Origin of the sequence: Paraburkholderia aspalathi (assembly GCF_900116445.1) — a bacterium.
Classification (GTDB): domain Bacteria; phylum Pseudomonadota; class Gammaproteobacteria; order Burkholderiales; family Burkholderiaceae; genus Paraburkholderia; species Paraburkholderia aspalathi.
On sequence record NZ_FPBH01000005.1, the window covers coordinates 131,180 to 155,012 of the forward strand.

At 62.0% G+C, this 23,833-nt stretch carries 21 protein-coding genes and 1 pseudogene; 11 read left to right on the top strand and 11 right to left on the bottom strand.

What is annotated here, in order from left to right; translation table 11 throughout:
- The first annotated feature begins 31 nt into the window (after positions 1 to 31).
- The 4 genes from BM438_RS10330 to BM438_RS10345 all read left to right on the top strand — a co-directional run bounded on the left by BM438_RS10330 (position 32) and on the right by BM438_RS10345 (position 4,885).
- On the top strand, positions 32 to 1,132 hold the full coding sequence (locus BM438_RS10330; RefSeq protein WP_093634186.1) for a CobW family GTP-binding protein: 1,101 nt from the start codon (positions 32 to 34) through the stop codon (positions 1,130 to 1,132).
- 151 nt (positions 1,133 to 1,283) lie between these two features.
- A complete protein-coding gene (locus BM438_RS10335; RefSeq protein WP_093634187.1) occupies positions 1,284 to 2,633 on the top strand; it encodes a nucleobase:cation symporter-2 family protein in 1,350 nt (449 codons plus the stop codon).
- Between the two features lie 101 nt (positions 2,634 to 2,734).
- Complete coding sequence (locus tag BM438_RS10340; RefSeq protein WP_425270732.1) at positions 2,735 to 4,114, top strand: isoxanthopterin deaminase; 1,380 nt, start codon at positions 2,735 to 2,737, stop codon at positions 4,112 to 4,114.
- 39 nt (positions 4,115 to 4,153) lie between these two features.
- Complete coding sequence (locus BM438_RS10345; protein WP_093634189.1) at positions 4,154 to 4,885, top strand: maleate cis-trans isomerase family protein; 732 nt, start codon at positions 4,154 to 4,156, stop codon at positions 4,883 to 4,885.
- A 130-nt stretch (positions 4,886 to 5,015) separates the two neighbouring features.
- On the opposite strand, the gene thrS is transcribed toward BM438_RS10345, so the two are convergent.
- Positions 5,016 to 6,221, bottom strand: a complete 1,206-nt coding sequence (gene thrS / locus BM438_RS10350) for a threonine--tRNA ligase (protein ID WP_093634190.1) — start codon at positions 6,219 to 6,221, stop codon at positions 5,016 to 5,018.
- A 347-nt stretch (positions 6,222 to 6,568) separates the two neighbouring features.
- Here thrS and BM438_RS10355 point away from each other — a divergent pair, with 347 nt between their 5' ends.
- Positions 6,569 to 7,054: a GNAT family N-acetyltransferase gene (locus BM438_RS10355; protein WP_093634191.1), complete on the top strand. Its 486-nt coding sequence runs from the start codon at positions 6,569 to 6,571 to the stop codon at positions 7,052 to 7,054.
- A 40-nt stretch (positions 7,055 to 7,094) separates the two neighbouring features.
- Here BM438_RS10355 and BM438_RS10360 read toward each other — a convergent pair whose 3' ends face one another.
- The 10 genes from BM438_RS10360 to BM438_RS10405 all read right to left on the bottom strand — a co-directional run bounded on the left by BM438_RS10360 (position 7,095) and on the right by BM438_RS10405 (position 19,326).
- Entirely contained in the window at positions 7,095 to 7,679 is a 585-nt protein-coding gene (locus BM438_RS10360; protein ID WP_093634192.1) for a flavin reductase family protein, read from the bottom strand.
- 183 nt (positions 7,680 to 7,862) lie between these two features.
- The gene (locus BM438_RS10365; protein WP_093634193.1) at positions 7,863 to 9,374 is read right to left on the bottom strand and encodes a GGDEF domain-containing protein; all 1,512 of its coding nucleotides are present in this window, start codon (positions 9,372 to 9,374) and stop codon (positions 7,863 to 7,865) included.
- 317 nt (positions 9,375 to 9,691) lie between these two features.
- Entirely contained in the window at positions 9,692 to 11,335 is a 1,644-nt protein-coding gene (locus BM438_RS10370; RefSeq protein WP_093634194.1) for a methyl-accepting chemotaxis protein, read from the bottom strand.
- Positions 11,336 to 11,643: 308 nt separating this feature from the next.
- Positions 11,644 to 12,897: an arsenic transporter gene (locus BM438_RS10375; protein ID WP_093634195.1), complete on the bottom strand. Its 1,254-nt coding sequence runs from the start codon at positions 12,895 to 12,897 to the stop codon at positions 11,644 to 11,646.
- The gene (locus tag BM438_RS10380) at positions 12,894 to 14,129 is read right to left on the bottom strand and encodes an MFS transporter (RefSeq protein WP_093634196.1); all 1,236 of its coding nucleotides are present in this window, start codon (positions 14,127 to 14,129) and stop codon (positions 12,894 to 12,896) included. The genes BM438_RS10375 and BM438_RS10380 overlap by 4 nt, the downstream gene beginning before the upstream one ends.
- A 120-nt stretch (positions 14,130 to 14,249) precedes the next feature.
- Entirely contained in the window at positions 14,250 to 14,810 is a 561-nt protein-coding gene (locus BM438_RS10385; protein ID WP_093634197.1) for a hypothetical protein, read from the bottom strand.
- Positions 14,811 to 14,875: 65 nt separating this feature from the next.
- Positions 14,876 to 15,682 (bottom strand): hypothetical protein, encoded by an 807-nt coding sequence (locus tag BM438_RS10390; protein WP_167378364.1) that lies wholly within the window; start codon positions 15,680 to 15,682, stop codon positions 14,876 to 14,878.
- 159 nt (positions 15,683 to 15,841) lie between these two features.
- A complete protein-coding gene (locus BM438_RS10395) occupies positions 15,842 to 17,221 on the bottom strand; it encodes a sigma-54-dependent transcriptional regulator (RefSeq protein WP_093634198.1) in 1,380 nt (459 codons plus the stop codon).
- On the bottom strand, positions 17,206 to 18,690 hold the full coding sequence (locus tag BM438_RS10400) for a sensor histidine kinase (protein WP_093634199.1): 1,485 nt from the start codon (positions 18,688 to 18,690) through the stop codon (positions 17,206 to 17,208). Before BM438_RS10400 ends, BM438_RS10395 begins: the two co-directional genes overlap by 16 nt.
- Before the next feature lie 177 nt (positions 18,691 to 18,867).
- The gene (locus BM438_RS10405) at positions 18,868 to 19,326 is read right to left on the bottom strand and encodes an MEKHLA domain-containing protein (RefSeq protein WP_093634434.1); all 459 of its coding nucleotides are present in this window, start codon (positions 19,324 to 19,326) and stop codon (positions 18,868 to 18,870) included.
- Positions 19,327 to 19,741: 415 nt separating this feature from the next.
- On the opposite strand from BM438_RS10405, the gene BM438_RS10410 reads away from it, so the two are divergent.
- The 6 genes and pseudogenes from BM438_RS10410 to BM438_RS10435 all read left to right on the top strand — a co-directional run bounded on the left by BM438_RS10410 (position 19,742) and on the right by BM438_RS10435 (position 23,814).
- The gene (locus BM438_RS10410; RefSeq protein WP_093634200.1) at positions 19,742 to 20,173 is read left to right on the top strand and encodes a VOC family protein; all 432 of its coding nucleotides are present in this window, start codon (positions 19,742 to 19,744) and stop codon (positions 20,171 to 20,173) included.
- A gap of 62 nt (positions 20,174 to 20,235) precedes the next feature.
- Positions 20,236 to 20,991, top strand: coding sequence for a 5-oxoprolinase subunit PxpB (gene pxpB / locus BM438_RS10415; RefSeq protein WP_093634201.1), 756 nt, complete (start codon positions 20,236 to 20,238; stop codon positions 20,989 to 20,991).
- On the top strand, positions 20,988 to 21,935 hold the full coding sequence (locus tag BM438_RS10420) for a 5-oxoprolinase subunit C family protein (protein WP_093634202.1): 948 nt from the start codon (positions 20,988 to 20,990) through the stop codon (positions 21,933 to 21,935). The genes pxpB and BM438_RS10420 overlap by 4 nt, the downstream gene beginning before the upstream one ends.
- Positions 21,928 to 22,080: pseudogene (locus BM438_RS46190) on the top strand (LamB/YcsF family protein); the annotation flags it as partial. The gene BM438_RS10420 and the pseudogene BM438_RS46190, both read left to right, overlap by 8 nt.
- A gap of 77 nt (positions 22,081 to 22,157) precedes the next feature.
- The gene (locus BM438_RS46975; protein WP_425270733.1) at positions 22,158 to 22,268 is read left to right on the top strand and encodes a hypothetical protein; all 111 of its coding nucleotides are present in this window, start codon (positions 22,158 to 22,160) and stop codon (positions 22,266 to 22,268) included.
- A gap of 223 nt (positions 22,269 to 22,491) precedes the next feature.
- Positions 22,492 to 23,814, top strand: coding sequence for an MFS transporter (locus BM438_RS10435; protein ID WP_093634205.1), 1,323 nt, complete (start codon positions 22,492 to 22,494; stop codon positions 23,812 to 23,814).
- Positions 23,815 to 23,833 lie beyond the last annotated feature (19 nt).

The window sequence follows — 23,833 nt, forward strand, 5'->3', positions numbered from 1 at the left end:
CGCAGCACGAACGAAGAAACGGAGACGAGCCATGAATCACATTCACACCACTCACAATGAAATCGAGAAAATTCCCGTCACCGTGCTGACCGGCTTTCTCGGCGCCGGCAAAACGACGCTGCTCAACTATATCCTGCGCGAGAAGCACGGCCGCAAGATCGCGGTGATCGAAAACGAGTTCGGCGAAATCGGTATCGACGGTGGTCTCGTGCTCGAATCGACCGAAGAGATCTACGAGATGACGAACGGTTGCGTGTGCTGCGTCGGCGCGGTGCGTGAAGACCTCGTGCGGATCGTACGGATGTTGGTGGAAAGGCCTGACCGGCTCGATCACATCATCGTCGAAACGAGTGGGCTCGCTGATCCGTATCCGGTCGCACAGACTTTCTTCCTTGATGACCCGATCGCGAAGCAGGTGACGCTGGATGCGGTCGTCACGATGGTGGATGCGAAGCATATCGCCGCACACCTGGACGACCTGGTGCTCGACGGCAGTGACAACCAGGCGGTCGATCAGATCGTCTGCGCGGACCGTATCGTGATCAACAAGGTCGATCTGGTGACTGCTGAAGATATCGCTTCACTGACGCAGCGTATTCGCGGGTTGAACGCCACAGCAGAGATCGTCGAATCGAGCTACGCCCAGATTGATCTCGACAAGATTCTCGGCGTCGGTGCGAACGAGTTTTCGCAGATTCTCGTCGAGACGGATGGCTTGCATGAAGAAGCGCACGAACACGAGGATCACCACGACGCGCACGAAGCCCATCACGATCATGAGCATGCCCATCATGACGACGACCACGCCGACCACCAGCACGACGAAAGCGTGTCCTCGGTGGGCATCGAAGTCGATGCAGACATCGATCTCGACGCGCTGCAAGTCTGGCTCAACGAACTGCGCCAGTCCGACGCCACCAACCTGTTCCGTATGAAAGGCATTCTCGCTTTGCAGGGCCAATCGCACCGCTATGTGCTGCAAGGCGTGCACAACGTGATCGAACTTCGCGCGGCGCAGGTGTGGGGCAGTGAACCACGCTCGTGCCGCATTGTATTCATCGGACGCGATCTCGATCGCGCCGCGCTGACCGACCGCTTCCATGCCTGTCTTGCCGTGCCAATTGCGGCCTGACGGGAGACTTGGCCGGCACGCGACGTGATGCTGCACGGCAAAGCCGTGTGGTGCGTTCCGGCCAGAAACCGAAAATCGCTGCGCTGAGACTGGAGTAAACGCCTAGGCACCCACTCCGGCCGGCAGCTTTGCGTGACAAAGGAGACACGTCATGAACACCGCCATACATCCCGTCGATCGGATTCTGCCGAAGCGCCAGATGATCACGCTCGGTTTGCAGCACATGCTAGTGGCTTATATCGGCGCGATCGCAGTCCCGTTGATCGTCGCGTCGGCACTGAAGATGTCGCCGGCCGACACGACCGTGCTCATCAGCACCGCTCTGTTTTGCTCAGGCATCTCGACGATCCTGCAGACCGTCGGCGTCTGGAAGTTCGGCGTGAGGCTGCCGATTCTGCAAGGCGTCGCGTTCAGCAGCGTCGGGCCGGTCATTGCGATTGGTTTGAGTCCGGGCGTCGGTTTCGCAGGCGTGTGTGGCGCGGTGATTGGCGCGGGTCTCTTCACGATGTTTGCCGCGCCCTTGGTCGGACGCTTACGAAGATTCTTCCCACCTGTGGTGACCGGCTGCATCGTCACGGTAATTGGTTTGCAACTGTTCCCCGTTGCGTATCAATGGGCCGGTGGTGGTGAGGCCGCGCAGCAGCAGTTCGGTGCACTGCCCTTCCTGAGCGTCACGCTATTCGTCGCGCTGGTGATTCTCGCAATCAACCGCTTTGCTGGTCCGTTCCTGCGCAATCTCTCGGTGCTGATCGGATTGATCGCAGGCGGCATTCTGGCGTGCTCGCTCGGCATGGGCAATTTCACCAGCGTCAGCGCCGCGCCATGGTTCACGCTGCCGATGCCGTTCCACTTCGGCACGCCCGTGTTCTCGCTGGTGCCGGTGCTGACGATGATCGTCGTGATGGTGGTGCAGATGGTCGAATCGATGGGGCTGTTCGTCGCTATCGGTGACATCGTCGGCAAAGACGTGAGCGAGGACGACGTGGTGCGCGGCATGCGTGCGAATGGTCTCGCCAGCGCGATCGCCGGCATGTTCGCTGCGTTCCCCTTTATCGCCTTCATGGAAAACGTCGGCCTCGTGATTCTCACCGGCGTGCGCAGCCGCTGGGTGGTTGCGATCAGCGGCGTGCTGATGTGCGTCGTGGCGCTGGTGCCGAAGATCGGCGCGGTAGTCGCATCAACACCTGCCGCGGCGCTGGGTGGTGCAGGCATCGCAATGTTCGGCGTGGTGGTGGCGGCCGGCGTGCAGACCCTGGCGAAGGTGGACTTCGAGCGCAATCGCTACAACGTGCTGATCGTCGGCTTTACGATCGCCACTGCGTTGATTCCGGTGATGGCGCCACAAGTCTTCAAACACATGCCCGACTGGACGCAGCCCTTCCTGCATAGCGGTGTGGTGCTGGCGTGTCTGGTGTCGGTCGTGCTGAACGCGGTGTTGAACGGCGCGCACGAAGAAGAAAAAATCGTCGAGGCGCACAGCAACCTGGTGCGCGAATCCTAGTACGCGAATTAGCGACCGGGACAGCAGGACGAGCGCGGCCGTTGTACCTCCATGGACCGGCGGCCGCTTCGAAGTATCTGAAAGGACATTGAATCGTGAGCATGCAAACTGAAGCGTTGCTGATCAAGAACCCTGTCGCGGTGATGAGCGGCCGAAGCGGCGATAACGCCCGCCTGGGCCAAGTCGATCTGCGCATTCGCAACGGCCGTATAGAAGCCATCGCGCCCAACCTCGAACCGCGTGCTGACGAGCGGGTGATCGACGCGCGTTCATGCGTCGTTTATCCGGGCTGGGTGAACACGCACCATCATCTGTTCCAGAACCTGCTGAAGGCGGTGCCGTCCGGCATCAACGCCGATTTGCAGGAATGGCTGGCCGCCGTGCCGTATCCGCGTCTCGCGCGTTTTACTCCGGACCTGGCGCGTGTCGCTGCACGTCTGGGTCTTGCCGAGCTGCTGTTGTCCGGCGTGACGACCTGTGCCGATCATCACTACCTCTATCACGCGGACGGCACCACTGAAACCGGCGATCTGCTATTCGACGAAGCGGCGTCGTTCGGCATGCGCTTTGTGCTGTGCCGTGGCGGCGCATTGCAGGCGGCGGGGGACCATCCGGGTTTTTCCAAAGTGGCGTTGAAACCCGAGACGCTCGATCAGATGCTCGCCGACGTGGAGCGCTTGAAGTCGCGCTATCACGATTCGCGGGCGGCTTCCATGCGTCGCGTGGTGGTTGCACCGACTACGCCGACATTTTCACTGCCGCCAGAACTGCTGCCTGAAGTCGCTCGCGCGGCGCGGCGCATGGGCCTAAGGCTGCACACGCATCTTTCCGAAACGACCCGTTACGTCGATTTCTGCAAAGAGCGCTTCAACAAACTGCCGGTCGAGTTCGTCGCCGATCACGAGTGGCTCGGGCCGGACGTCTGGTTCGCTCACCTCGTGCATTTGCAGCCGAGCGAGATCACGATGCTTGCGGAAACCGGCAGCGGCTGCTCGCACTGTCCGGTGAGCAATGCGCGCCTCGGCAGCGGTATTGCGCCGGCACCGCAGATGGCGGCGGCGGGCGTGCCGATGTCGCTGGCCGTAGACGGCGTCGCCTCGAACGAGTCCGGCAGCATGACCAACGAAGCGCACTTCGCGTGGTTGGTGCATCGGGCGGCGCAAGGCGCGTCGGCGACCACCGTCGAAGAGACGATTCATTGGGGCAGCGCGGGCGGCGCAGGTGTGCTCGGCCTCGATGCAGTCGGCACGCTCGAAGTCGGCAAGGCAGCGGATTTCGTGCTTTATGACGTCAGCGATCTGCGCTTCAACGGCTTCCATGACGTGGCCATGGCGCCGGTGACGGCGGGTGAGCCGGCTCGAGTTCGCTACAACGTGGTGAATGGTCGGGTCGTGGTGGACAACGGTGTGATTCCGGGCCTCGATCTCGAGCAGCTTCGCTATGAAGCCGCTGAGGGCGTGAAGCTGTTGCTCGCCGACTAACCCCATCGAAGCACTCAAGCACCCAAGGGGCACACCACGATGCAACACAGGAGAATCCGGCTCGGCATCCTCACGCCGTCGTCGAACACGGCGTTGGAGCCGATTACTGCTGCCATGCTCAGCGAACTGCCGCACGTCAGTGCACACTTTGCGCGCTTCACGGTCACGGAGATCGCGTTGTCGGAGCAGGCACTCGGCCAGTTCGACGCGAGCCGGATTCTCGCAGCGGCGTGTCAGTTGGCCGATGCACGTGTCGACGTGATCGGCTGGAGCGGCACGTCGGCCGGTTGGCTCGGCTTTGAGCGCGACCAGGCGTTGTGCCGCCAGATCACCGAGGCGACCGGCATTCCCGCAACGACCTCGGTACTGGCGCTCAACGAGATTTTCGCCAAGACAGGCGTGCGACGGTTCGGTTTGGTGTCGCCATATATCGACGAGGTTCAGCAGAGGATCGTGCGCAACTACGAGAAGCTCGGCATCGAATGCGTTTCCGAACGACACCTCGGCTTGCAGGACAATTTCAGTTTTGCCGAGGTGCCGGATACGCAACTGGCGATCATGATGCGTGAAGCCGCGTTTGCGAGGCCGGATGCGCTGACAACGTTCTGCACGAATCTGCACGCGGCGCATCTGGTGCGGGCGTTTGAGATGGCGACGGATATTCCCGCGTATGACACGGTGGCCACCGTCGTTTGGAAGGCTTTAAGGATGTTGGGCGTGGACACCAGGCCGCTTGGGAGTTGGGGTAGATTGTTTGAGGAGGTGGATTGAGCGCGGCCGCAGGGGGTGTAGTGAGCAGACTGGATGAGTCCGGTTTGCAATGACATTGAACGGTTGAGCAAGAACGATAGCTTAAAGGCACAGGTCCGTGCGCCTTTAAGCCGGTGATGCTGTCATTGCTTCATTGCGTGCAAGGCGGCAACGCACACAGTCGCAAATGCTCGACGCCCTCGGCGAGCGCAAGCGTCGACTGCTGCCCGTCGCGCATGCGAATGCTGATCGTCCGATCGCGCTCATCGCGCGAACCGACTGCGACGAAAATCGGCACCTGCTTCTCCCTTGCATCGACGATCTTCTTCTCCAATCGCTCCGGTCGGCCATCGAGCAGTGCTCTGATGCCGGCGTCGTCAAGCGCCTGCATCACTTCTTGCGCGTAGGCCGCGTTCGCGTCGCTGATCGTCGCGACCACGACCTGTTCCGGCGTGAGCCACACCGGCAACCACCCTTCGTGATGTTCGAGCAGCATCGCGATGAAACGCTCCATGCTACCGAGCACCGCATGATGAATCATCACCGGCCGCTCACGTTCGTTGCGCTCGTTGACGAACTCCGCGTCGAGCCGATCGGGCAGCACGAAATCGAGTTGGATCGTGCCGCATTGCCAGCTGCGTTCACGGCTATCCGTCAAATGAAACTCCAGTTTCGGCCCGTAAAACGCGCCCTCTCCTTCGAGTACGTCGAATTTAAGGCTCGCTGCACGCGCTGCATTGGCCAGCGCCTCTTCTGCACGATCCCACGTTTGATCGTTGCCCGCGCGCATCGCAGGCCGTGTAGCGAGTGCCACTTTGAAGTCCGGGAAACCTAGGTCCGCATAGACAGCACGCAGCAGAGAACAGAAGCGGCCTACTTCGCCTTCGATATGCGCCTCCGTGCAGAACACATGCGCATCGTCCTGCACGAAAGCACGCGTACGTTTGAGCCCTTCAAGCGATCCTGAAGGTTCGTCACGATGACACGCGCCGAACTCGCTATAACGAACCGGCAGCTCGCGATACGACCGCACACGCTGGTTAAACACCTGTACGTGACACGGACAACTCATCGGCTTCAAACACAGCGTGCGTCCTTCTTCCGCGTCGGCCAACGAATACATCGCCGCGCCGAACTTCTCCCAATGGCCGCTTTTCTCCCACAACGAGCGCGCCAGCAGTTGCGGTGTACGGATCTCGCGAAAGCCCGCGCGCCGCATGCGGGCACGAATGTAGTCTTCCAGCACGCGGTACAACTCCCAGCCGCGTGGGTGCCAGAACACCATGCCGGCGCCTTCTTCCTGTTGATGAAAGAGGTCGAGTTTGTTGCCAAGTACACGATGGTCGATGTCGTTCACGATGACACTCCGTTTGATTTGATCTTGCAGATACTGAGGATCGATGCCGCAAACGGAGGTCCAGAAACGCCAAAGGCCCCGTCCGTTTCCGGCGGGGCCTTTGGTGGTCTGCCACAGCTTCCTGCTTCTAGCGTGCGCGACCTCCAGACGACCCGCCTGTGAAGGTGGTCGTCGTGGTGGTGACGGCAGCGAAGGGAATCGAATGGAAGTCCATGGATCGACAGTAAACGATTTTGTGGCGACGCGTCAATCGCAATCTGGATAAGCGATACGATGGATGTTTGATCCGGAGCCGCCGCATCTTCGCTAAACTTCGATCGACCTTCCAACAAACCGAGCACCTCACCTTGACCATCCACATCCGCCCCGCCCACGCAGCCGACGCCGCTCTGATTCTCCGCTTCATCACCGAACTCGCGGTGTATGAGAAAGCGGAGCACGAAGTTGTCGCGACCGTCGAAGACATCGAAACGAGCCTGTTCTCCGCTACGTCCACCGCGAAGGCTTTGATCTGCGAAATGAACGGCCAGCCGATCGGTTTTTGCGTTTACTTCTTCTCCTATTCGACGTGGCTCGGCAAACAGGGGCTCTATCTGGAAGACCTGTACATATCGCCGACATCGCGTGGCAGTGGCGCGGGCAAACAAATGCTTCGCCATCTTGCGCAAATTGCCTGCGAAACGGGCTGTGGGCGCTTCGAATGGAGTGTGCTCGACTGGAACGAACCCGCGATCGGCTTCTATGAATCGATCGGCGCGAGCGCGCAAAGCGAATGGGTTCGCTATCGGCTGGCGGGCGAGGCCCTTACGGCGTTCGCCGATGGCAATTCGTGAGACACGCTTGCCCCCGGACAGAAACGTAGCCGCTAGCCGATTAATCCCCCGCGCCGCTCGCCACCGGCGCGACTTCAAACGCATCGCCCGTGGCGAAGAACGTCCCGCCCGCCACGTAATGGCATGTGCGCAGATCCGGATCATCGCCAAAGTGCCAGCGGTTGTTCGAATACGCGCGGCTGTCCGCATAGGCGGCGACCACTTCGCCAATGATCAGATCGTGCCGTTGGCTATCGTCCGGAATCACCTTGCATTCCATCCACGTGATGCAGCCCGCCAGCATCGGCACATCGATTTCTTGTGCCGGGAAAGTCTCAAGGTTGAAGGCTGCGAACTTGTCGAGTTCCGCGCCTGGGTTCGTTCCCACTGCCAGCGTCTGCGCGGCAAATCCGCGGCTCGGCAGTTGCAGCCCGAACACGCCGCTCGCTTCGATCAGTTGTCGCGTGAGCGTGCGGCTGTCCACCACGACGACAACCTTCGGAGGGGTGAAATCGAGCGGCATCGCCCACGATGCCGCCATCACATTCGAGCGGCCGCCGTGCGCGCTGGTGATGATCGTGACAGGTCCATGATTCAGTAACTGCGTGGCCCGCGACAATGCGACGGGTTCCCGGGTGACTTTCATACGTGCTCTTCCGCGTCAAATGGATCAGGCAGATTGTAGCGGGGACACGTAAAACGGGTGCAGCGTGTCGCATGAAACGGAAAGTGAAAACTGCGCCAGGTCGGTGAGAAACTGCTGATGCAGTTTCTTCCTCGACTAGCCGCTGTGACATCAGAATAAGACGGCCCCAGCCAAGGAATGCAATCAAGTCTCCTGCTGAATCGATGCGACAACATCACCTGCGGAGACGACAGCGTTCCTTCCACTTCTTTTGGCCGCGTACAGCGCCATATCAGCTGAATTAGTCAATTCATCCAGCGACAAGGAACGTGAGCGTCGACCGGTCGCGCATCCAATACTCACTGTGAAGGGCGAAATTTTCGCAGAAGCCACAGCCTGTCGCCCATGCTCGACTTCACGACGTATTGCTTCAGCAATCTGAACCGCGCCCGCTTCATCCGTGTCGGGTAACACCACAACAAATTCTTCTCCACCATATCGTGCCGCGACATCGCCACGACGACGCGCGTGACGATTGATGCACTCCGCGAGATGTTGTAATGCTATATCGCCCTGAGCATGGCCGTGGCTGTCATTGTATTTCTTGAAGTTATCCGCATCGACGAACAGCAGTGACAGGTAACCATCATGGCGCTGAAGTCTGCCCCACTCGTTTTCGAGCACTTCGTCGAGGGCACGGCGGTTCTTGAGCCCTGTCAACGCGTCGGTTTGCGTCAGCTCTGTAAGCAGCACCTGAGTCTGTACCTGGTCCCGCAGTGCGAACGCAAGCAACCAGACCGCTGCACAGAACGCGAAGCTAACGGACGATGCGGAAATCCCGACTATCCATGACAACTGCTTCCAGGAGGCCAGTACGTCGCTTTCCGCCGGCGCGACGACGGCGATGAGTGGCGTGCCGGGAATGCGCTGGAATGTATACAGACGAAGTACGCCGTCCGAGATCGATCGAGCAGCATAGAACCCGGAATCATGGTTCACCATCCGCGGAAACACTGGAGATGTACCCACATTGACCTGCCCAGCCCGGCTGCTTGGGGGATTTCTGGCCACCAGCGTGCCGTCCGTCCGTACGATCGCAGTGATACCCTTTGGCCCCACGTCCAGTTTTGTAAGGAGTTGCCTGAAATACTCGACGTCAATAGCGACAATCGCTACCCCGCCGAATGACCCGTCGGGCCGGGTCATCCTTCTCGAGATCGCGATTGACTGCGCGCCTGGCCGCGACCGTGCCCGGTAAACTGATGACACATAGAGCCCGACATTCGCCGACTGGCGATGAACTATGAAATAGTCCCGATCGCTGAAATCCCATGTATGGGAGCTGGAACAGCAGCCGTCGATAAGACGACCTTGATCGTCCGTGACTCCCATCCCAGTGACGTACTTGGCCGCGGTCTGGTCAAACAGCAATTCGTGACGCAGGTCAGGATCCATGCTTTGGACCACAGGTTTGTCCAGCGCCGAAATCAAGGCGAGAAGCGAGTTATTTGACGTTTCAATCGTCCTCGCGATATTGCTGACCAAAACGGCAGTGACGTTTCTGGACGTTTCATGGGCATGTTCGACGGCGGCCTCACGGGAGGCCAGAAGCGTGATCAGACTGATCGCCAACACGCCCAATGACATCAGACTACCGAGCATGCCGACGATCAAAGGATGGCGGCCGGCGAGAACAGCCAGTTTTCCGGTAGTCATGGAAAGAGACACGGTAATGCTCTAATGGGTGCACCCGGTCCTAACAACGTTGTCCCGCAGGCGCGCCGTAGAGTCGGGTTGGAGTAAACGGATTCAGCGGCGAAGGATTGCCAAGGTTTCGCGGATAGCCGATGACCCGGTTAACGGCAGCGTCAAAAAAAAATGGACCCTCGGGTCCATTCGGTGGGCAATTTTCCTGCTGCACCTGAAGCACGGTCCTTCTTCCGAACGACGGGGTAGTTTGGCGCCTCGCGCGGTCCTCCGGCTAAGGCACGTCTCGGACTCCAGCTCGTGGAGCATGGCCAGAAACTTTGACCTTACGCCGAAAGAAAACGTGGCATTTGACGATTGGCGGCGGATGCCCGTCCATCTAGTACCAGCGAACCGGAACTGGCATCCAGACGAAAGAACGAAATAGCCTGATTAAGTTGCCGCCCCTGGTCTTCGAGCGACTTGGATGCGGCCGCCGCTTCCTCCACCAGCGCAGCGTTCTGCTGCGTGACCTCGTCCATCTGCGTGATCGACTGGTTGACCTGTTCGATGCCCCTGCTTTGTTCCGTCGACGCGGCGGCGATTTCGCCCATGATGTCGGTCACCCGCGCGACGGCCTGCGTGACCTCCGACATCGTCTTTCCCGCCTGATTCGCGAGCAACGATCCATCGTGGATTTTCTGGACGGACGCGTTGATCAGATCCTTGATTTCCTTCGCCGCGCTCGACGACCGCTGCGCAAGGCTGCGCACCTCGCTTGCAACCACCGCGAACCCGCGGCCCTGCTCCCCTGCCCGCGCCGCTTCCACCGCCGCGTTCAGCGCCAGGATATTGGTCTGGAACGCGATTCCTTCAATAATTCCCGTGATCTCCGCGATCTTGGTCGAACTCGTGCTGATCTCGCCCATCGTACCGACGACCTGACTCACTACCTCGTTGCCCTTTAGCGCCACTTCGGACGCGTTGGCGGAGAGCGAGCTTGCCTGCTGAGCGTTTTCGGCGTTCTGCTTCACTGTCGAAGTCAGCTCTTCCATGCTTGACGCGGTTTCCTGCAGCGATGCGGCCTGCTGTTCGGTGCGGGACGAAAGATCGACGTTGCCCGAAGCAATCTGGCTGGAGCCGGTCGCGATACTGTCTGCGGCGGTACGCACCTGACCAATCAGGCTGACGAGACTTGCCTGCATTTCACCCATTGACGCGAGCACGCTCCCTCCCGGCGCATTCTTCGCGCCTGCGACGGGACTCAGATCGCCAGCGGCTACGCGCCGTGTGACCTCACCGAGGGCCACAGGCTCAGCGCCGAGTGCACGCAGCAATCCTCGCGTGATAACCATGCCCGCCACGACCGCCAACGCAACAGCGGCGAGACAGATCGCCATCAGCAGATTCCGCTGCGTTGCATAATGTTCCTGGGACTGTCGAACGAGTTCCTCTTCACGGCCGCGCGTGTATTGCGCGTAGTCGTCCGTTGCCTTGACCAGGGCGGCGAGCAGCGGACGACAATCGTCGTCAATTTTCTTCACCGCCTCGTCGCGCTTGCCTCCAACGGCGAGAGCAACGATTGCTTGGGCGACAGGTGCATACACGGCCTCAATCCGGTTGATTTCGCCCACAAGGCTGCGGGTCTTTTCCGTCGCGTCGGTCGCGGACGAAACCATCTGGGTCAGTTTCGCGATGTTCGACTGGACATCCATCTGGGCCTGCGCTTCAGCAGCCTTTTCCATCTCGAAATCGCCTGGCGTGGTCACGAGCGCCATGTTGCGTGCGGCAATCGCACGTCGGTCAACTGCGGTTCGAACCTGCTCAGCCATAGTGGCGCGGGCATTGACGCCCGACACGAAATTTGCGAATCGGTCGTTGGCATCGTTCAGTGACTTCAGCGAAATGCCTGACACGATAAGGACAGTGGCGGCAAGCACGCCAAAGGTCCCCGTGAGTCTTGCCTTAACTGACAGATTGCTGAGATTCATATTTCAACTCCAGTTGCCAATCGGTGGTGCACAAAAAAAAGAAATTCGAGGCGTCGAGTAGACCAGAAGACGTGCGGGCTCCGAATGCACGAGCTTCAGCTGCATGCATCTGACTTTACGGCGTGCTGTCGCATTGCTAGAGGGGCACAAACACTGCGCGACCGGACGCAAAGGTTTGCGCCCAATTGAATTTATATATGGCTAGATCAATGCCATTTGTCAGAGGATTGTTGGCACTGAACATGCTGGCCGTGTCGGGCAATGGATAGATCCGCGCACTGTTCATCACGCTCCTCCTTCAGGTTCTCTCAATGTCCGGTCAAAAGCCGTGCGGCCATCGCCAGCACGAGCGCAGGCAGCATCACGACCATGCCGATCCTGCAAAACTGCATGAAGCTCACCTCTTCGCCTTCGCGGCGGATCGAAAGCAGCCACAGAATGGTCGCGAGCGAGCCGGTGATCGACAGGTTCGGGCCGAGATCCACGCCGACCAGCATGGCGTCGATGACCCGCTCGGGGCTATGCGCCTGCAATGCGGTCGCGCTGGCGATCAGCCCTGCCGGAAGGTTGTTGATCGCGTTGCTGCCCAGCGCGACGATGAGCCCCGATGTCGCGGCCGCAGCCAGTTGACTCTGCTGCGTCGCCTGCGCGAGCAGCCGCGACAGTTGAGCGATAACGCCCGTGTGCGCGAGCATCTCCACCAGCACGAAGAGTCCCGCCACGAGCGGCAGCACGCTCCATGAGATGCCGCTAATTAGTTCCGCCGGCGACTTGCGTTCCTTGACGAGCACCACCAGTGTCGTGAGGATGCCGAGCACGGCGGTCGGCAGGCCGAGCTGCAGATCGAGGGCGGAGACGACAAGCAACGCGATCGCCGTCACGCCGATGCCCGCCAGCGCCACCTTGCCGTTCGCGCTGAGCGTGTCCACCGGCAGACCGGAGGCGCACTCCCCTTGCAGATCCTGACGTTGCGTCCAGCGCAGCATGAAGAACGTCACGACGATCGACAGCACCGACGGCACGGCGAAGCGCGCCAACCACAAGTCCAGTGCCGGCGTGTGATTCGCGTAAAGCACGAGATTGGCGGGATTCGAGATTGGCAGGACGAAACTCGCCGCATTGGCGATGAACGCGCACACGAACAACAAAGGCAACGGCTTCGTATTCGCCTTCTTCGCGGCGGCAAACACGGCGGGTGTCAGCACGACGGCAGCGGCATCGTTCGACAGAAACGTCGTCACCACGACGCCGACCAGGTACACCAGCAGAAAGAGCCTGCGCGGCGAGCCCTTCGCGTGGTTCACGGCAAGCACTGCGATCCAGTCGAACAGTCCTTCACGGCGACCTAGCTCCGACAGCAACATCATGCCGATGAGGAACAGATAGACGTCGGTGCCTTCTGCGACCGCCTGCAGCGCGAGGCTGACAGGAAGCAGCCCGAGCGCGACGAGCAGCACCGCGCCTGTCACTGCCCAGATCGCTTCCGGCCATCGGAAGGGACGCAAGATAACGCCAGCGGTAGCGGCAAACGCGATACCCCAGGAGAGGAAAGTCGGATTCATGTAACGAGCGGATTCTGGTTGGCGAGATCGTTGTGAATGCCACAGGCCTTTTTCAGGAAGGTGCCGAACAGCAGCCACAGCGCAAGCGAGCTCACCGACACGGCGCCCAGCACGAGAAAGGCCGCCGCATAGCCGAAGTGTTGCGCGAGGACACCGCCGAGTGCAGGACTCAGCGCTGCGCCTACACCCTGCACGGTCATCACCACGCCCTGTCCGACGTTGACACGCCCGGTGCCCTGCAGGAGCCGCACGATGAGCGCTGGAACGGCCACGCTTTGCAGCCCCGCGCCGATGCCATCGAGCGCCTGCACGGGCCATACCCCCCAGGCCGAGATGAACAGCGCCGCGACTAGCCCGCGCAGCGGCAGCGCAAGAAAGGTGATGAGGATCACACCCCAGTATCCAACGCGCTGGATCAACCGGTTCGCGAAGCACGCTGCGAAGACCATCACCAGTTGCGCGACAACGATCGTCTGCGCGGTGAACGCGCTCGGGTCGCCCTTATGCGCGGCGACAACTGCGAGGCCGTAGAGCGGCAGCATCGCGGCATTACCGAGGTGAAACATCGCGAGCGCGGCGGACAACAGCAACAGCGGGCGGCACGTCAGCAGCACACGAATGCCGCTCGCCTGTTCGTGCTCATGCGTGGAAGGGGCGGCGGCTAGGCCCCGTGCGCGGTCGTGATCGATTGAATCAGCTCGGATCAGCAACGTCGAGACAACCGACAGCGCGCCGAAGACACCTGCGAGCGCGAACACCGCGCCGAAACCATAGCGCGAGCCAAGCCAGCCCGACAGCGCCGCGCCAACCACGTTGCCAGCGTGATTGGCCACCTGGTTGCGGCTAAACTGCCGGTCGAAGCCGCGCTCGTGGACAATGCCGAGCGTCACGCCGGCCACGGCCGGCCCGAGCGCGGCGCCTGTCACCGCCGTGAGGATCTGCGACGCCGCGACCATCCAGTACGTATGTGCGACCCATAGCACGAGCGAGGCGAGCGTCGTCATCACACCTGCCGCGACAATCAAGCCGCGCTTGTGACGAGTTGCATCGACGAGCGCGCCGGACGGCGAAGTCGCGAGCATGCCCGCTATGCCACCGAGCGTCATCACCGTGCCGATCGCGTCGGGGTGCCAGCCCTGTGCCTGCAGAAAGACGCCGAGAAACGGCCCGATGCCCGCCTGGACATCGGCCATGAAAAAGTTGAGCCCTTCGAGCGCGTATTGGGGATTCATCGGTCGAAAACCGTTTGCAGGCGATCGATGCTCCGATAGCCGTCGTCGGACGAAGCGTGCAGATCCCCGAAGTGCACCCAGCTCAACATGTCGCTTTCTCCCTGTACGGCCGGACCTGCTTCAGGCGGCGGTTTCTGCGTCGATGAGTTCGGCGATCTCGTCCACTTCAACGGTTCGCCCGTGCCGGTTCCTGATGCCATGTCCCCAGGCATGGACATGCGCCCCAGGCGCCAGGTACGACGCCAGTTCGGCGGCGGCATGCGGCGGCATGCGCAACGACGTGCCATCGTCCAGCAGCGCTCCGCGCAACTCGCCCTTCGGACCGAACAGTGACAGCAGCACTTCGCCGCTCGCCTCCATGGGGCTGCGCTCAGCGTCAGGATGATGATGTTTCTCGCCGTCGCGATGCGGGCCTTCGTCGAGAATGACCTTGCCTGTCTTCAACGTGAGCGAGACGGCTGCGATCATGTCTGCGCCGCGCGGCTTGACGCCGCGTACGCGCACCGTGTCGCCTACCGCCACGAGCCGCGCGATCTGCCGCGACAGATGGGGCGGAAAATGGACTTGTTGCAACTGACGCGAGCCGAGCACGAAGCCATCCAGTTCGCCGTGCGGATTCAAAAGAAAACGCGTTACCGTGCCGCGCGTTTCGGGAAGACTGTCGGGATCGATCCAATGCATGGTCGTGGTCCTTTTTTTCGATGATGGTTGAACGGGTGAATGTCAGGTGCGGTTACCGGGCGCGCTCAAGGGGCCGGTGGCGCGCGATCGTAGAGCCGGGTCAGATTGCCGGGCGATCCAAATGCCGTCGCCTGCAGTGCAGTGCCGTACTGGGTGCGCGTGCCGTAGCCTTGCGCCGAGACCTTCGCGCCGGTTTGCACGAGCGTCGGAAACTGCTGGGCGATCGGCGGCGTCAGCCGGATCACGGTGCCGTCGGCCAGGATCACGCCGTCCGGCTCGCCGCGTGGCGCGGTCGTGACGTGCGCCACCTGGCCCTGCACGCTGAGACGCGACAGCGCGACGCCGCGTAGCTCACGCGGCAGCCGCTGGGTGCCCGGCAGTGGCGGCTGATCTTCCAGTTGCTGGCCGCTGCGCGTGTCGGTGATGCGCTGCGCCGCGAGCGCGCCGCCGGCATCGCGCCTCCCGCTCACCTGCACGTTGTCACCCGGACGAACCATCGACGTAAGCTGCGGACCCATGTGCGGCGGGACATGCACGAGCACGCCGTCGCTCGTCAACAAGCCGTCGACGTCGCCATCCGGATTGGTGAGAAAACGCGCGACGGTGCCCTGCGCGGTCGTGAGATCTCCGACATCGGTGAGCGGCGCCGGGCCGCCGACTGGCTGCGGGAGCAGCGCCATGGCAGCGACGCTGGATGGAGGCACGGGTGGCGTCGCGCCGGTCGCGACCGGTGGCGGCGGAGGCGCGGTTGGCGGCTCAGGTTGAGTCTGGGCGGCACATCCGGTGCTCGCCGCCATGAGCGCCGCGAGGCTCATCGCGCTCAAGACGCGCGTAGCGATGCTGCTAAGCGGGTAATTCGGAATCGCTTGCATGGTCCACTCCTTCGTAAGACGAGGAGCTTTCTGCAAGGCCTATGCCATCGGCCAGAAATCCCATGCGGCCGGGCAGCAACGCAACGAAGCAGGGCCGCAGTGTCCATTAACCTGACAGGTGCTGTCCGGTTAATGGACACCTTGGACACCTTCGAACGGTCAGGAGTCGGACAGGCCGAGATTCGCCAGACGCGTATAGAGCGACTGGCGGCTGATGCCGAGCCTGCGCGCCGCTTCAGCGCGATTGCCATCGGCGAGCGCAAGCGCCCGGACGATCAGGGCGCGTTCGAGTTGTGCGAGGGCGTCGTTCAGCGGAAGGTCGATGAGGCCTGCGGGAATCGCATAGGCGTCGTTCGCGGCCGGATCGAACAGGAAGGTGAAATCTTCGCGGGTCAGCAGCGCGGCAGGCGCAAGCGCGCTCGCGCGTTCGATGGCGTTGGCGAGTTCCCGCACGTTGCCGGGCCAGCTGAAGCCGACGAGCAGGCGCTGGGCGTCCGCGGAGAGGTGCTTGCGCGCCGCTTCGGAGGGACCAGCGACGGCCGCGAGGAAATGCTCCGCCAGCGGCAGAATGTCGGCTACGCGCTCGCGCAGAGGCGGTATGTGCAGCGGAATCACGCTGAGCCGATACGATAGATCCTGCCGGAACGTGCCCGCTGCGATCATCGCCGGCAGGTCGCGATGCGTCGCGGCCACCACGCGTACATCGACAGCAAGCGGCCTGTTGGTTCCGAGCGGCGTGATCTGCCGCTCTTGCAGCACGCGCAGCAGCTTCGCCTGCATCGCGAGCGGCATGTCGCCGATCTCGTCGAGAAAGAGTGTGCCGCCATGCGCTTCTTCGAAGCGACCGCGCCGGTCTGCATGTGCACCGGTGAATGCACCCCTGGCGTGGCCGAAGAGTTCGCTCTCGAGCAGGTCTTCCGGGATCGCCGCACAGTTCACGGCGACGAACGGTCCGCCCACACGCGCCGACGCACGATGCAGCACGCTCGCCGCCACTTCCTTGCCGGTGCCCGTCTCACCGGTAATCAACACCGTCGAGTTGGTGCCGGCCGCGCGGCCGAGGCGCTTCTGTACGTCGCGCATGGCTTCGCTGATGCCGAGCAACTGCGGTTCGCGCGAGGGTGTTTCGTCCGCGAATCTGTGGATCGCCTGTGGCGCGGGCGTATTCGTGCGGGTTGCGAGAATGCGCGCGAGGAGCGTGGCGATCTCGTCTCGGCCAACCGGTTTGGTCAGATGCTCGAAGGCGCCGAGCCGCATCGCGCCGATCGTGTTGTCGCTGGTCGCGTACGCGGTCAGCATCACGACCGGCACGTCCTGCAGACCAGCCGTCCCGCGCAGCGTTTCGAGCACGGAAAGGCCGTCCGCGCCCGGCAGCCGGAAGTCGAGAAAGATGCAGTCGGGCGACGCCTCCTCGCGCAGACGTTCGATCGCTTCTTCGCCCGAACGTGCCTCGAGCGGCGTGTATCCAAGGTCCTGGATGGTTTCCGCAAGGCCGTCACGGAAGGCGTCGTCGTCGTCGATGATCAGGATGGTCGCCATGGCATATCGATTACAAAACAGGTCAATTCCGGATTGTCCTCAAGCCACGCGCGGCCGCCATGCGCCGATGCGATCTCGCGCACGACTGCGAGGCCCAGACCCGACCCGTCGGGCCGGCCTGTGACGAACGGCTCGAAGATACGTTCGCGCTCGCCCGCACTCACGCCGGGGCCATCGTCGATCACTTCGAGACGGAGCCGCTCGCCTCCATCCTCCGACATGGCGCGCGCCTTGACCGTGACGTGTCCGCCGGACGGTGCGTGACGCAGCGCGTTGACGATCAGGTTATCGAGTGCGCGCGCCAGTTGCGCCGAATCGAAGACCGGCTGCGTCGTGCAGGACGCAGCTTCGGCCTGCAAGGTTACGTGCCGGCTTTCCGCCCGAGATTCGTGCGTACGGACCAGTCCGGCAAGCCACGCCCGCAGGTCGACTTCCTGCGCGCGGACGGTGACGAGCTGGGTAAGCGCGAGCAGGCTCGACAACTGCGACTCGATGCGCCCCACCTGCTCGATGATGATCTTCAGCGCGGATTCGCGCCGGGCGGCGTCGCCCGCCAGCGCATTTTCCGCTTTGAGCCGCATGGCGCCCACCGGATTGCGGATTTCATGGGCGATCTGTGCGGCCATCTTCCCAAGCGCGCCGAAACGTTCCGCCTGCCCGAGTTTCGCGGTCAACTCGTTCGCCTCGCGTTGCAGGTGCTCTGCGCGTTCGACATAACGATTCAGCGCATCGACGATATGGTCCAGATCGCGCTCGCCAAGTCGATCGATCCGCCTGCCCTGCTCGAGTCGACCGTCTGGCGCAAGCGCCTGTTCGAGCCGCGTGAGGTTGCGCTTCCAGCGTCTGAGCGCCATCGCGAGCAGCAGCGCCAGCGCCACGATGATCGCTAGCACGCCGGCGAGGAACGTCGCGGCCCGCTGCCCATACGGCCCAAGCGGCGGCCGCGCGCGCGTGAGCGTCCAGGCGAGCAGGCCGGCATGACGCGGAACCGGACAGGCGACGGCGACTATCGCATCGGCGCCTCCAGCGACGACGTCGGCGCGCATCTGGCCGGTGCTGACCACGTTTCGCAGCGTGCGAAGAATGAGCGGTGTCTCAGCCTCGGGTATATCGCGTTTGACACCGCTACCTTCGTAGGTGGGAAACGCGTAGGCGAGAAAGCCGCTCGGTGCGCTGGGCACGGGTGCGGAAGTCCAGAAGCCGCCTTCGATACCCTCCGTGCGGACCAGGACGAGATCGAGCACGGCGTGCATAAGATCGACATTCGTTTCGCCCGGCCGCTGCACCGACATGTCGTAGCGCGACGCGACCGCCGCGCAGGCCGTGGCGGCCTGCTGCTTCGCATCCGCGACACGCTCCCCGAGCGCCGACGACAGCATCACCCACACGGTTACGGTCAGCAGGCAGCACAGTACGGCGATAAGGATCCACAGCGCGTAAAGCTGGGTGGAAAACGAAGGTCTCGGCATGATGAGCCTGCAAGGGAACTGGAGCGGAACTTCAGACGCAAAATTCCTGCCTGCACATAGGGACGAGCGACGGTACTCGCGGCGCCAGACGGCCCCGGCGATGCGACGGTCGGCCGCTTCATCGTATCGACTGTTTTCAACCAGCAACTGCAGCTCGTTCCAGATTGATATGCCCGATCAGAGGTCGCGCGTGCGCGGGATGACAACCGCCTGGCCGTGCAGTTTGCCGTCCATGTCGAGAAGCTGCCACAGCGTGGCTTCCTCGATCATGAAGCGCTGGCCCGACTTGGTGATACGCACACCCTTGTAGCCCGCCTCGTAGCCGAGCCGCTGTACGCGTGCGAGAAATTGCTGCCGCTCCTCGCGGTTCGGAGCCTCGGCCGAGAGTCGGGACGGCAGTCGAGTGATTTCATCCCAGCTATATCCGAAGCGGCGCTGCGCGGCCTTGTTGCCGTATATAAAGAGCGGGTCGGGATCGGTGTTATGCGCGAGTACCGCGAACGGGGCGTGCTCATAGAGCCATTCGGTAGCTTCGGCCACGGGCATGGCCTGGTGCACCAGGGGCCGACCAAGTAGCCGGGCATAGCTGTCGGCAAGGAGCTGATAGAAAGCTGGATCGCTGTGGAGTGGAATCATCTGGGGCATTTCGACGGAGATCGTGGGGTCTGTGCGACGGCGGTGGCGCTCACGATACAACATTGGCCGTGAAGGTTTCCAGCTTCCCGGCGCACTGTGTTGCTGGTCGAGACTACTTATCGCGAGACGTGAAGTCTCGTTCCCAATTACTCAACAGACCTGTTCGTTCCCCGCGACCGACAACAGCGATCCATCGCGAACTCACAATCCGCCGCGCCACTCACCGATCACCGCCACCATCGATTGATCTGTTTTTTTGATGCTCAGGTCAAAAATATATCGGTAGTCGAGCATTTCTGTCGTATCTAGACTTGGCTCCATAGCGTGAAGTAACGATTGCATGTCACAGCAACGGCACACCACGCAGGCTGCAAGCACACGCAGATCGATAACCCCACTGAGATTCAGTCATACCATGGACGCCACCACCAACATTCCCCCTTTCCATCTCGCCTTTCCGGTTCACAGCATCGCGTCGGCCCGGGAGTTCTACGGCGAACTGCTCGGCTGCCCTGAAGGACGTAGCGCCGAAGACTGGGTGGACTTCAACTTCTACGGTCATCAAATTGTCGCTCACCTCGCGCCGGAAGAAGTCGGCCACGTCAAGACCAGCGCCGTTGACGGTGATGCCGTGCCAGTGCGCCACTTCGGCGTCGTGCTGTCGATGAAGCAATGGTCCGAAATGGCAGGGAAGCTCACAGCGGCACACACGAAATTCATCATCGAGCCGCACATCCGCTTCAAGGGTGAGGTCGGCGAGCAGGCGACGATGTTCTTCCTCGACCCGTCGGGCAATGCACTCGAGTTGAAGGCGTTTGCGAACATGGCTGCACTGTTCGCCAAGTAAGTCGTCTGCTCCGTCGCGCTGCGCGCGCCGTTCCCTCTTCGACATCATCGCCCTCTATCGTCATGAAACGGACTCTGGTTGCCAATCGCGACGAAATGCCGTCGTGGACCATCCACCCATCAGGAGAACGGCTGCTCATCGTCGAACTCGCGGGCGGCGACACAGTGCAGGCCAACCGGATGGCGCGCGCCTTCGCTGCGCGGATCGTGTCGGCACGGCCAGATTACGTCACAGACATCGTTCCGGCCTTGACGACTGTCGGCATCCACTACGACCCGGCACGCGTGCCGCGCGATGCTACCCGGCGGATGCCGTTCGACACGATCCGCGACGCGCTCGGCGCGCTGCTGCAGAGCGTCGATATCGTGCAGCCCGCGGCGACCCGTATTGTCGAAATTCCCGTGTGCTACGGCGACGAACACGGCCCCGATCTCGACGAAGCCGCCTGCGCATGCGATCTGTCGTCGACCGAACTCATCGAGCGTCACAGCCGCGCACCCGTGGACGTGATGATGCTCGGCTTTGCGCCGGGACACCCGTATATCGGCCTGTTCGACGAAACGCTTTCGCTGCCCAGGCGTGCAACACCCCGCACGACTGTCCCGCCAGGCTCGATCGGCCTCGCGAACCGGCAAACAGTTATCTATCCGCTGACGTTGCCGGGCGGCTGGAATCTGATCGGCCGTACGCCGCTGTCGCTGTTCGCGCCAGCGCGCGCCGAACCGTGCCTCGTGCAGGCGGGCGATCAGGTCCGCTTCGTGCCGATCAGCGCGGCTCAATTCGACGCGCTCAACGAACACCCGGGAGCCTCTCAATGAACATCGAAGTGATCAAGCCCGGCGCATTGAGCACCTTTCAGGATCTCGGCCGCGTTGGCTTTCAGCATCTCGGGATTCCGGCAAACGGCGCCATGGACGAACGTGCCCACCGCATTGCCAACGCGTTGGTCGGCAATGCGGCGACGAACGCAACGCTTGAAATTACGCTGATGGGACCGACGCTGAGATTCCTGCACGACACAGTGATCGCGCTGAGCGGCGCCGATCTCGACGCGAAGCTCGACGCTACGCCGGTCCCGCTCGATCGGGCGACGATGGTGCCCGCCGGCAGCGAGCTTTCTTTCGGCAAGCGCCGCAGCGGCCTGCGCGCGTATCTCGCGGTGCGCGGCGGCTTCCGCTTCGATCCGGTGATGGGCAGCGCCAGCACCTACACGCGAGGCGGCTACGGCGGTCACGCGGGACGCCCATTGAAGAAAGGCGATCTGCTCGCCGCTCACGCGCCGACTCGACCTGTACCGCACCATCCGGACCGGACACTATTCGACGAAAACGTTCTGAGCGCGCCGGACGCGCCGATCCGCGTACTGCCAGGCCGCGAATGGCAATACTTCTCAATGAAGGCGCAACAGACGTTTCTGCACGAACCTTACCGGCTCGCGCCACAATCGGACCGCATGGGCTATCGCCTCGAAGGCGGGCGGCTCGATTTGAGCGCACCACGCGACGTCGCCTCCGAAGCGGTCAGCTTCGGTGCTATCCAGGTACCGGCGGACGGCCAGCCCATCATCCTGATGGCGGATCGGCAGACCACCGGCGGCTATCCAAAGATCGGTCACGTTTGCGCGGTCGATCTGCCCCGGCTCGCCCAGAAAATGCCTGGCGAATCCGTGCGCTTCACCCGTGTCGATCTGGAAACCGCGCAACAGCTTCTGCTGTTGCAGGAGGACTGTTTCGCCGCACTGGAACAACACGGTCATGGTTGAAATCGACTTCAACAGCGATCTCGGCGAAAGCTTCGGCGTGTATCGCCTCGGCTGTGACGACGCAATACTTCAGCACGTAACGTCGGCCAACATCGCCTGCGGTTTTCATGCGGGCGATGCGCAGACTATCGCGGCCACCTTCGCCCGGCAGATCCGCGACGCGTTGACCCGCGCCGGTGTTCTCGTTACGGCGCCGAGCTGTTCGTGCTCGAATCGATGAAGATGGAAATTCGGGTCGAGGCGGACGTATCGGGCCACATCGGGTCGTATCTCGTCGCAGAAGGAGAAGTTGTCGAGGAAGTTCAGACTGTAGCTCACTTCATTCCGGACTGAGCCGGTCGATCCTGTCACACCCGGGTATCCGTACTTATATTCGGCATGCTTATCATTTTAGAGGTTATTTCCTCGCTGTTTTTTCAGTCCCGGCCCGTGCTGAACGCATCCGGCCAACCCTAGCTGGGTGAACCGAAGCCACCGATCGTGCGTCGACCTCGCATCGAAGGAATCGGACGCTCTTTCTATCTCGTCCTAGTGTTACCGTCACGTGGGAATCATCATGTCGAATGCCTCAGCTGCAGAGTTCGATGTCGAAACGACGCCATCTTCGTCCGTACCCGGCACGACCGCCCGCAAAGCCGCCATCGCTGCAACCGCCGGCACCGCGATCGAGTACTACGAATTCGGTGTGTACGGTTATATGGCCGCGATCATCGGACCGCTATTCTTTCCTGCCGACAACGCCACCGCGTCACTGCTATCGGTACTGGCCGTGTTCGGCAGCGCGTTCCTGATGCGCCCGATAGGCGGCATCGTGCTCGGCCGGATCGGGGACAGAATCGGACGCCGCTCGGTCCTGCTCGTCACGGTGATCGGCATGGGCATCGCAACCGCTGCGGTAGGCATGTTGCCAGTCGCCTCCACAGCGGGTGTCCTCGCACCCGTTGCGCTGCTAGCCGTACGGCTCGTTCAGGGTTTCTTTTCCGGTGCCGAAGTGACCGGCGCCGCGGCCTACGTTGCGGAATCGGCGCCGCGCGGCAAACGCGGCCTGTTTGGTTCCGCAACGCCGGTCGGTGTCGCGATCGGTGGCTCGCTTGCAGCGGCAGTCTGCGGACTGACGACTGCATCGGTCAATAGCGCCGCACTGCATGACTGGGGCTGGCGCATCCCGTTTCTCATGGCGGTGCCGCTCGTCGTGATTGCTGCGTATATGCGCCGGCGTATTGACGAATCGCTCGCGTTCAAGAAGGTCCTCGAAGCAAGCGAGCCCGTCAAGGCACCGTTGCGCGAAGTCCTCGCCCATCATCGTGGGGCGATGCTCAGGGTATTTCTGGTGTCGTTCGGACAGAATGCCGGGTACTGGGTCGGCTTCGTGTTCATGAGCATCTATATGATCACGTACCTGAAGTACGACAAGACCAGTGTCTTCTGGATGATGTCGCTCGTGAGCATGACGATGGCCGCATTGATGCCGCTCTGGGGTGCGCTGTCCGATCGGATCGGCCGCCGCAGAGTGCTCGCGATCGGCTTCGCTTCGTACGCGGTCCTCGTGATCCCGATGATGATGCTGATGAACCACCACAATATGCCGCTGGCGTTTCTCGCGATGTTCATCGTCGCGTTGCCGATGCCGATCGTGCAGTCGGTCGGTTACCCGACCTACACCGAGCAGTTCCCGACGCGCGTGCGCTACACCGGCATGGCGTTCAGCTTCAACTTCGGCGCGATCCTCGGCGGCGGCGTCACGCCGTATCTCGCCACCGCGCTGATCGGCCACACCGGCAATCTGCTGAGTCCCGCCGTCCTCCTTGTCGGCGCCGCGGTGGTCGCGCTCGTGACCCTCGCCGGCATCCGGGAAACGGCCGACACATCTCTCGCCTGACACCAACACACGCAGCGCT

Bases quoted from the DNA above. Each gene is read 5' to 3' on its own strand.
- BM438_RS10330 (WP_093634186.1), top strand. From the start codon at position 32: ATGAATCACATTCACACCACTCACAATGAAATCGAGAAAATTCCCGTC.
- BM438_RS10335 (WP_093634187.1), top strand. From the start codon at position 1,284: ATGAACACCGCCATACATCCCGTCGATCGGATTCTGCCGAAGCGCCAG.
- BM438_RS10340 (WP_425270732.1), top strand. From the start codon at position 2,735: ATGCAAACTGAAGCGTTGCTGATCAAGAACCCTGTCGCGGTGATGAGC.
- BM438_RS10345 (WP_093634189.1), top strand. From the start codon at position 4,154: ATGCAACACAGGAGAATCCGGCTCGGCATCCTCACGCCGTCGTCGAAC.
- BM438_RS10360 (WP_093634192.1), bottom strand. From the start codon at position 7,679: ATGAAAGTCACCCGGGAACCCGTCGCATTGTCGCGGGCCACGCAGTTA.
- BM438_RS10365 (WP_093634193.1), bottom strand. From the start codon at position 9,374: ATGACTACCGGAAAACTGGCTGTTCTCGCCGGCCGCCATCCTTTGATC.
- BM438_RS10370 (WP_093634194.1), bottom strand. From the start codon at position 11,335: ATGAATCTCAGCAATCTGTCAGTTAAGGCAAGACTCACGGGGACCTTT.
- BM438_RS10375 (WP_093634195.1), bottom strand. From the start codon at position 12,897: ATGAATCCGACTTTCCTCTCCTGGGGTATCGCGTTTGCCGCTACCGCT.
- BM438_RS10380 (WP_093634196.1), bottom strand. From the start codon at position 14,129: ATGAATCCCCAATACGCGCTCGAAGGGCTCAACTTTTTCATGGCCGAT.
- BM438_RS10385 (WP_093634197.1), bottom strand. From the start codon at position 14,810: ATGCATTGGATCGATCCCGACAGTCTTCCCGAAACGCGCGGCACGGTA.
- BM438_RS10390 (WP_167378364.1), bottom strand. From the start codon at position 15,682: ATGCAAGCGATTCCGAATTACCCGCTTAGCAGCATCGCTACGCGCGTC.
- BM438_RS10395 (WP_093634198.1), bottom strand. From the start codon at position 17,221: ATGGCGACCATCCTGATCATCGACGACGACGACGCCTTCCGTGACGGC.
- BM438_RS10400 (WP_093634199.1), bottom strand. From the start codon at position 18,690: ATGCCGAGACCTTCGTTTTCCACCCAGCTTTACGCGCTGTGGATCCTT.
- BM438_RS10405 (WP_093634434.1), bottom strand. From the start codon at position 19,326: ATGATTCCACTCCACAGCGATCCAGCTTTCTATCAGCTCCTTGCCGAC.
- BM438_RS10410 (WP_093634200.1), top strand. From the start codon at position 19,742: ATGGACGCCACCACCAACATTCCCCCTTTCCATCTCGCCTTTCCGGTT.
- pxpB (WP_093634201.1), top strand. From the start codon at position 20,236: ATGAAACGGACTCTGGTTGCCAATCGCGACGAAATGCCGTCGTGGACC.
- BM438_RS10420 (WP_093634202.1), top strand. From the start codon at position 20,988: ATGAACATCGAAGTGATCAAGCCCGGCGCATTGAGCACCTTTCAGGAT.
- BM438_RS46975 (WP_425270733.1), top strand. From the start codon at position 22,158: ATGGAAATTCGGGTCGAGGCGGACGTATCGGGCCACATCGGGTCGTAT.
- BM438_RS10435 (WP_093634205.1), top strand. From the start codon at position 22,492: ATGTCGAATGCCTCAGCTGCAGAGTTCGATGTCGAAACGACGCCATCT.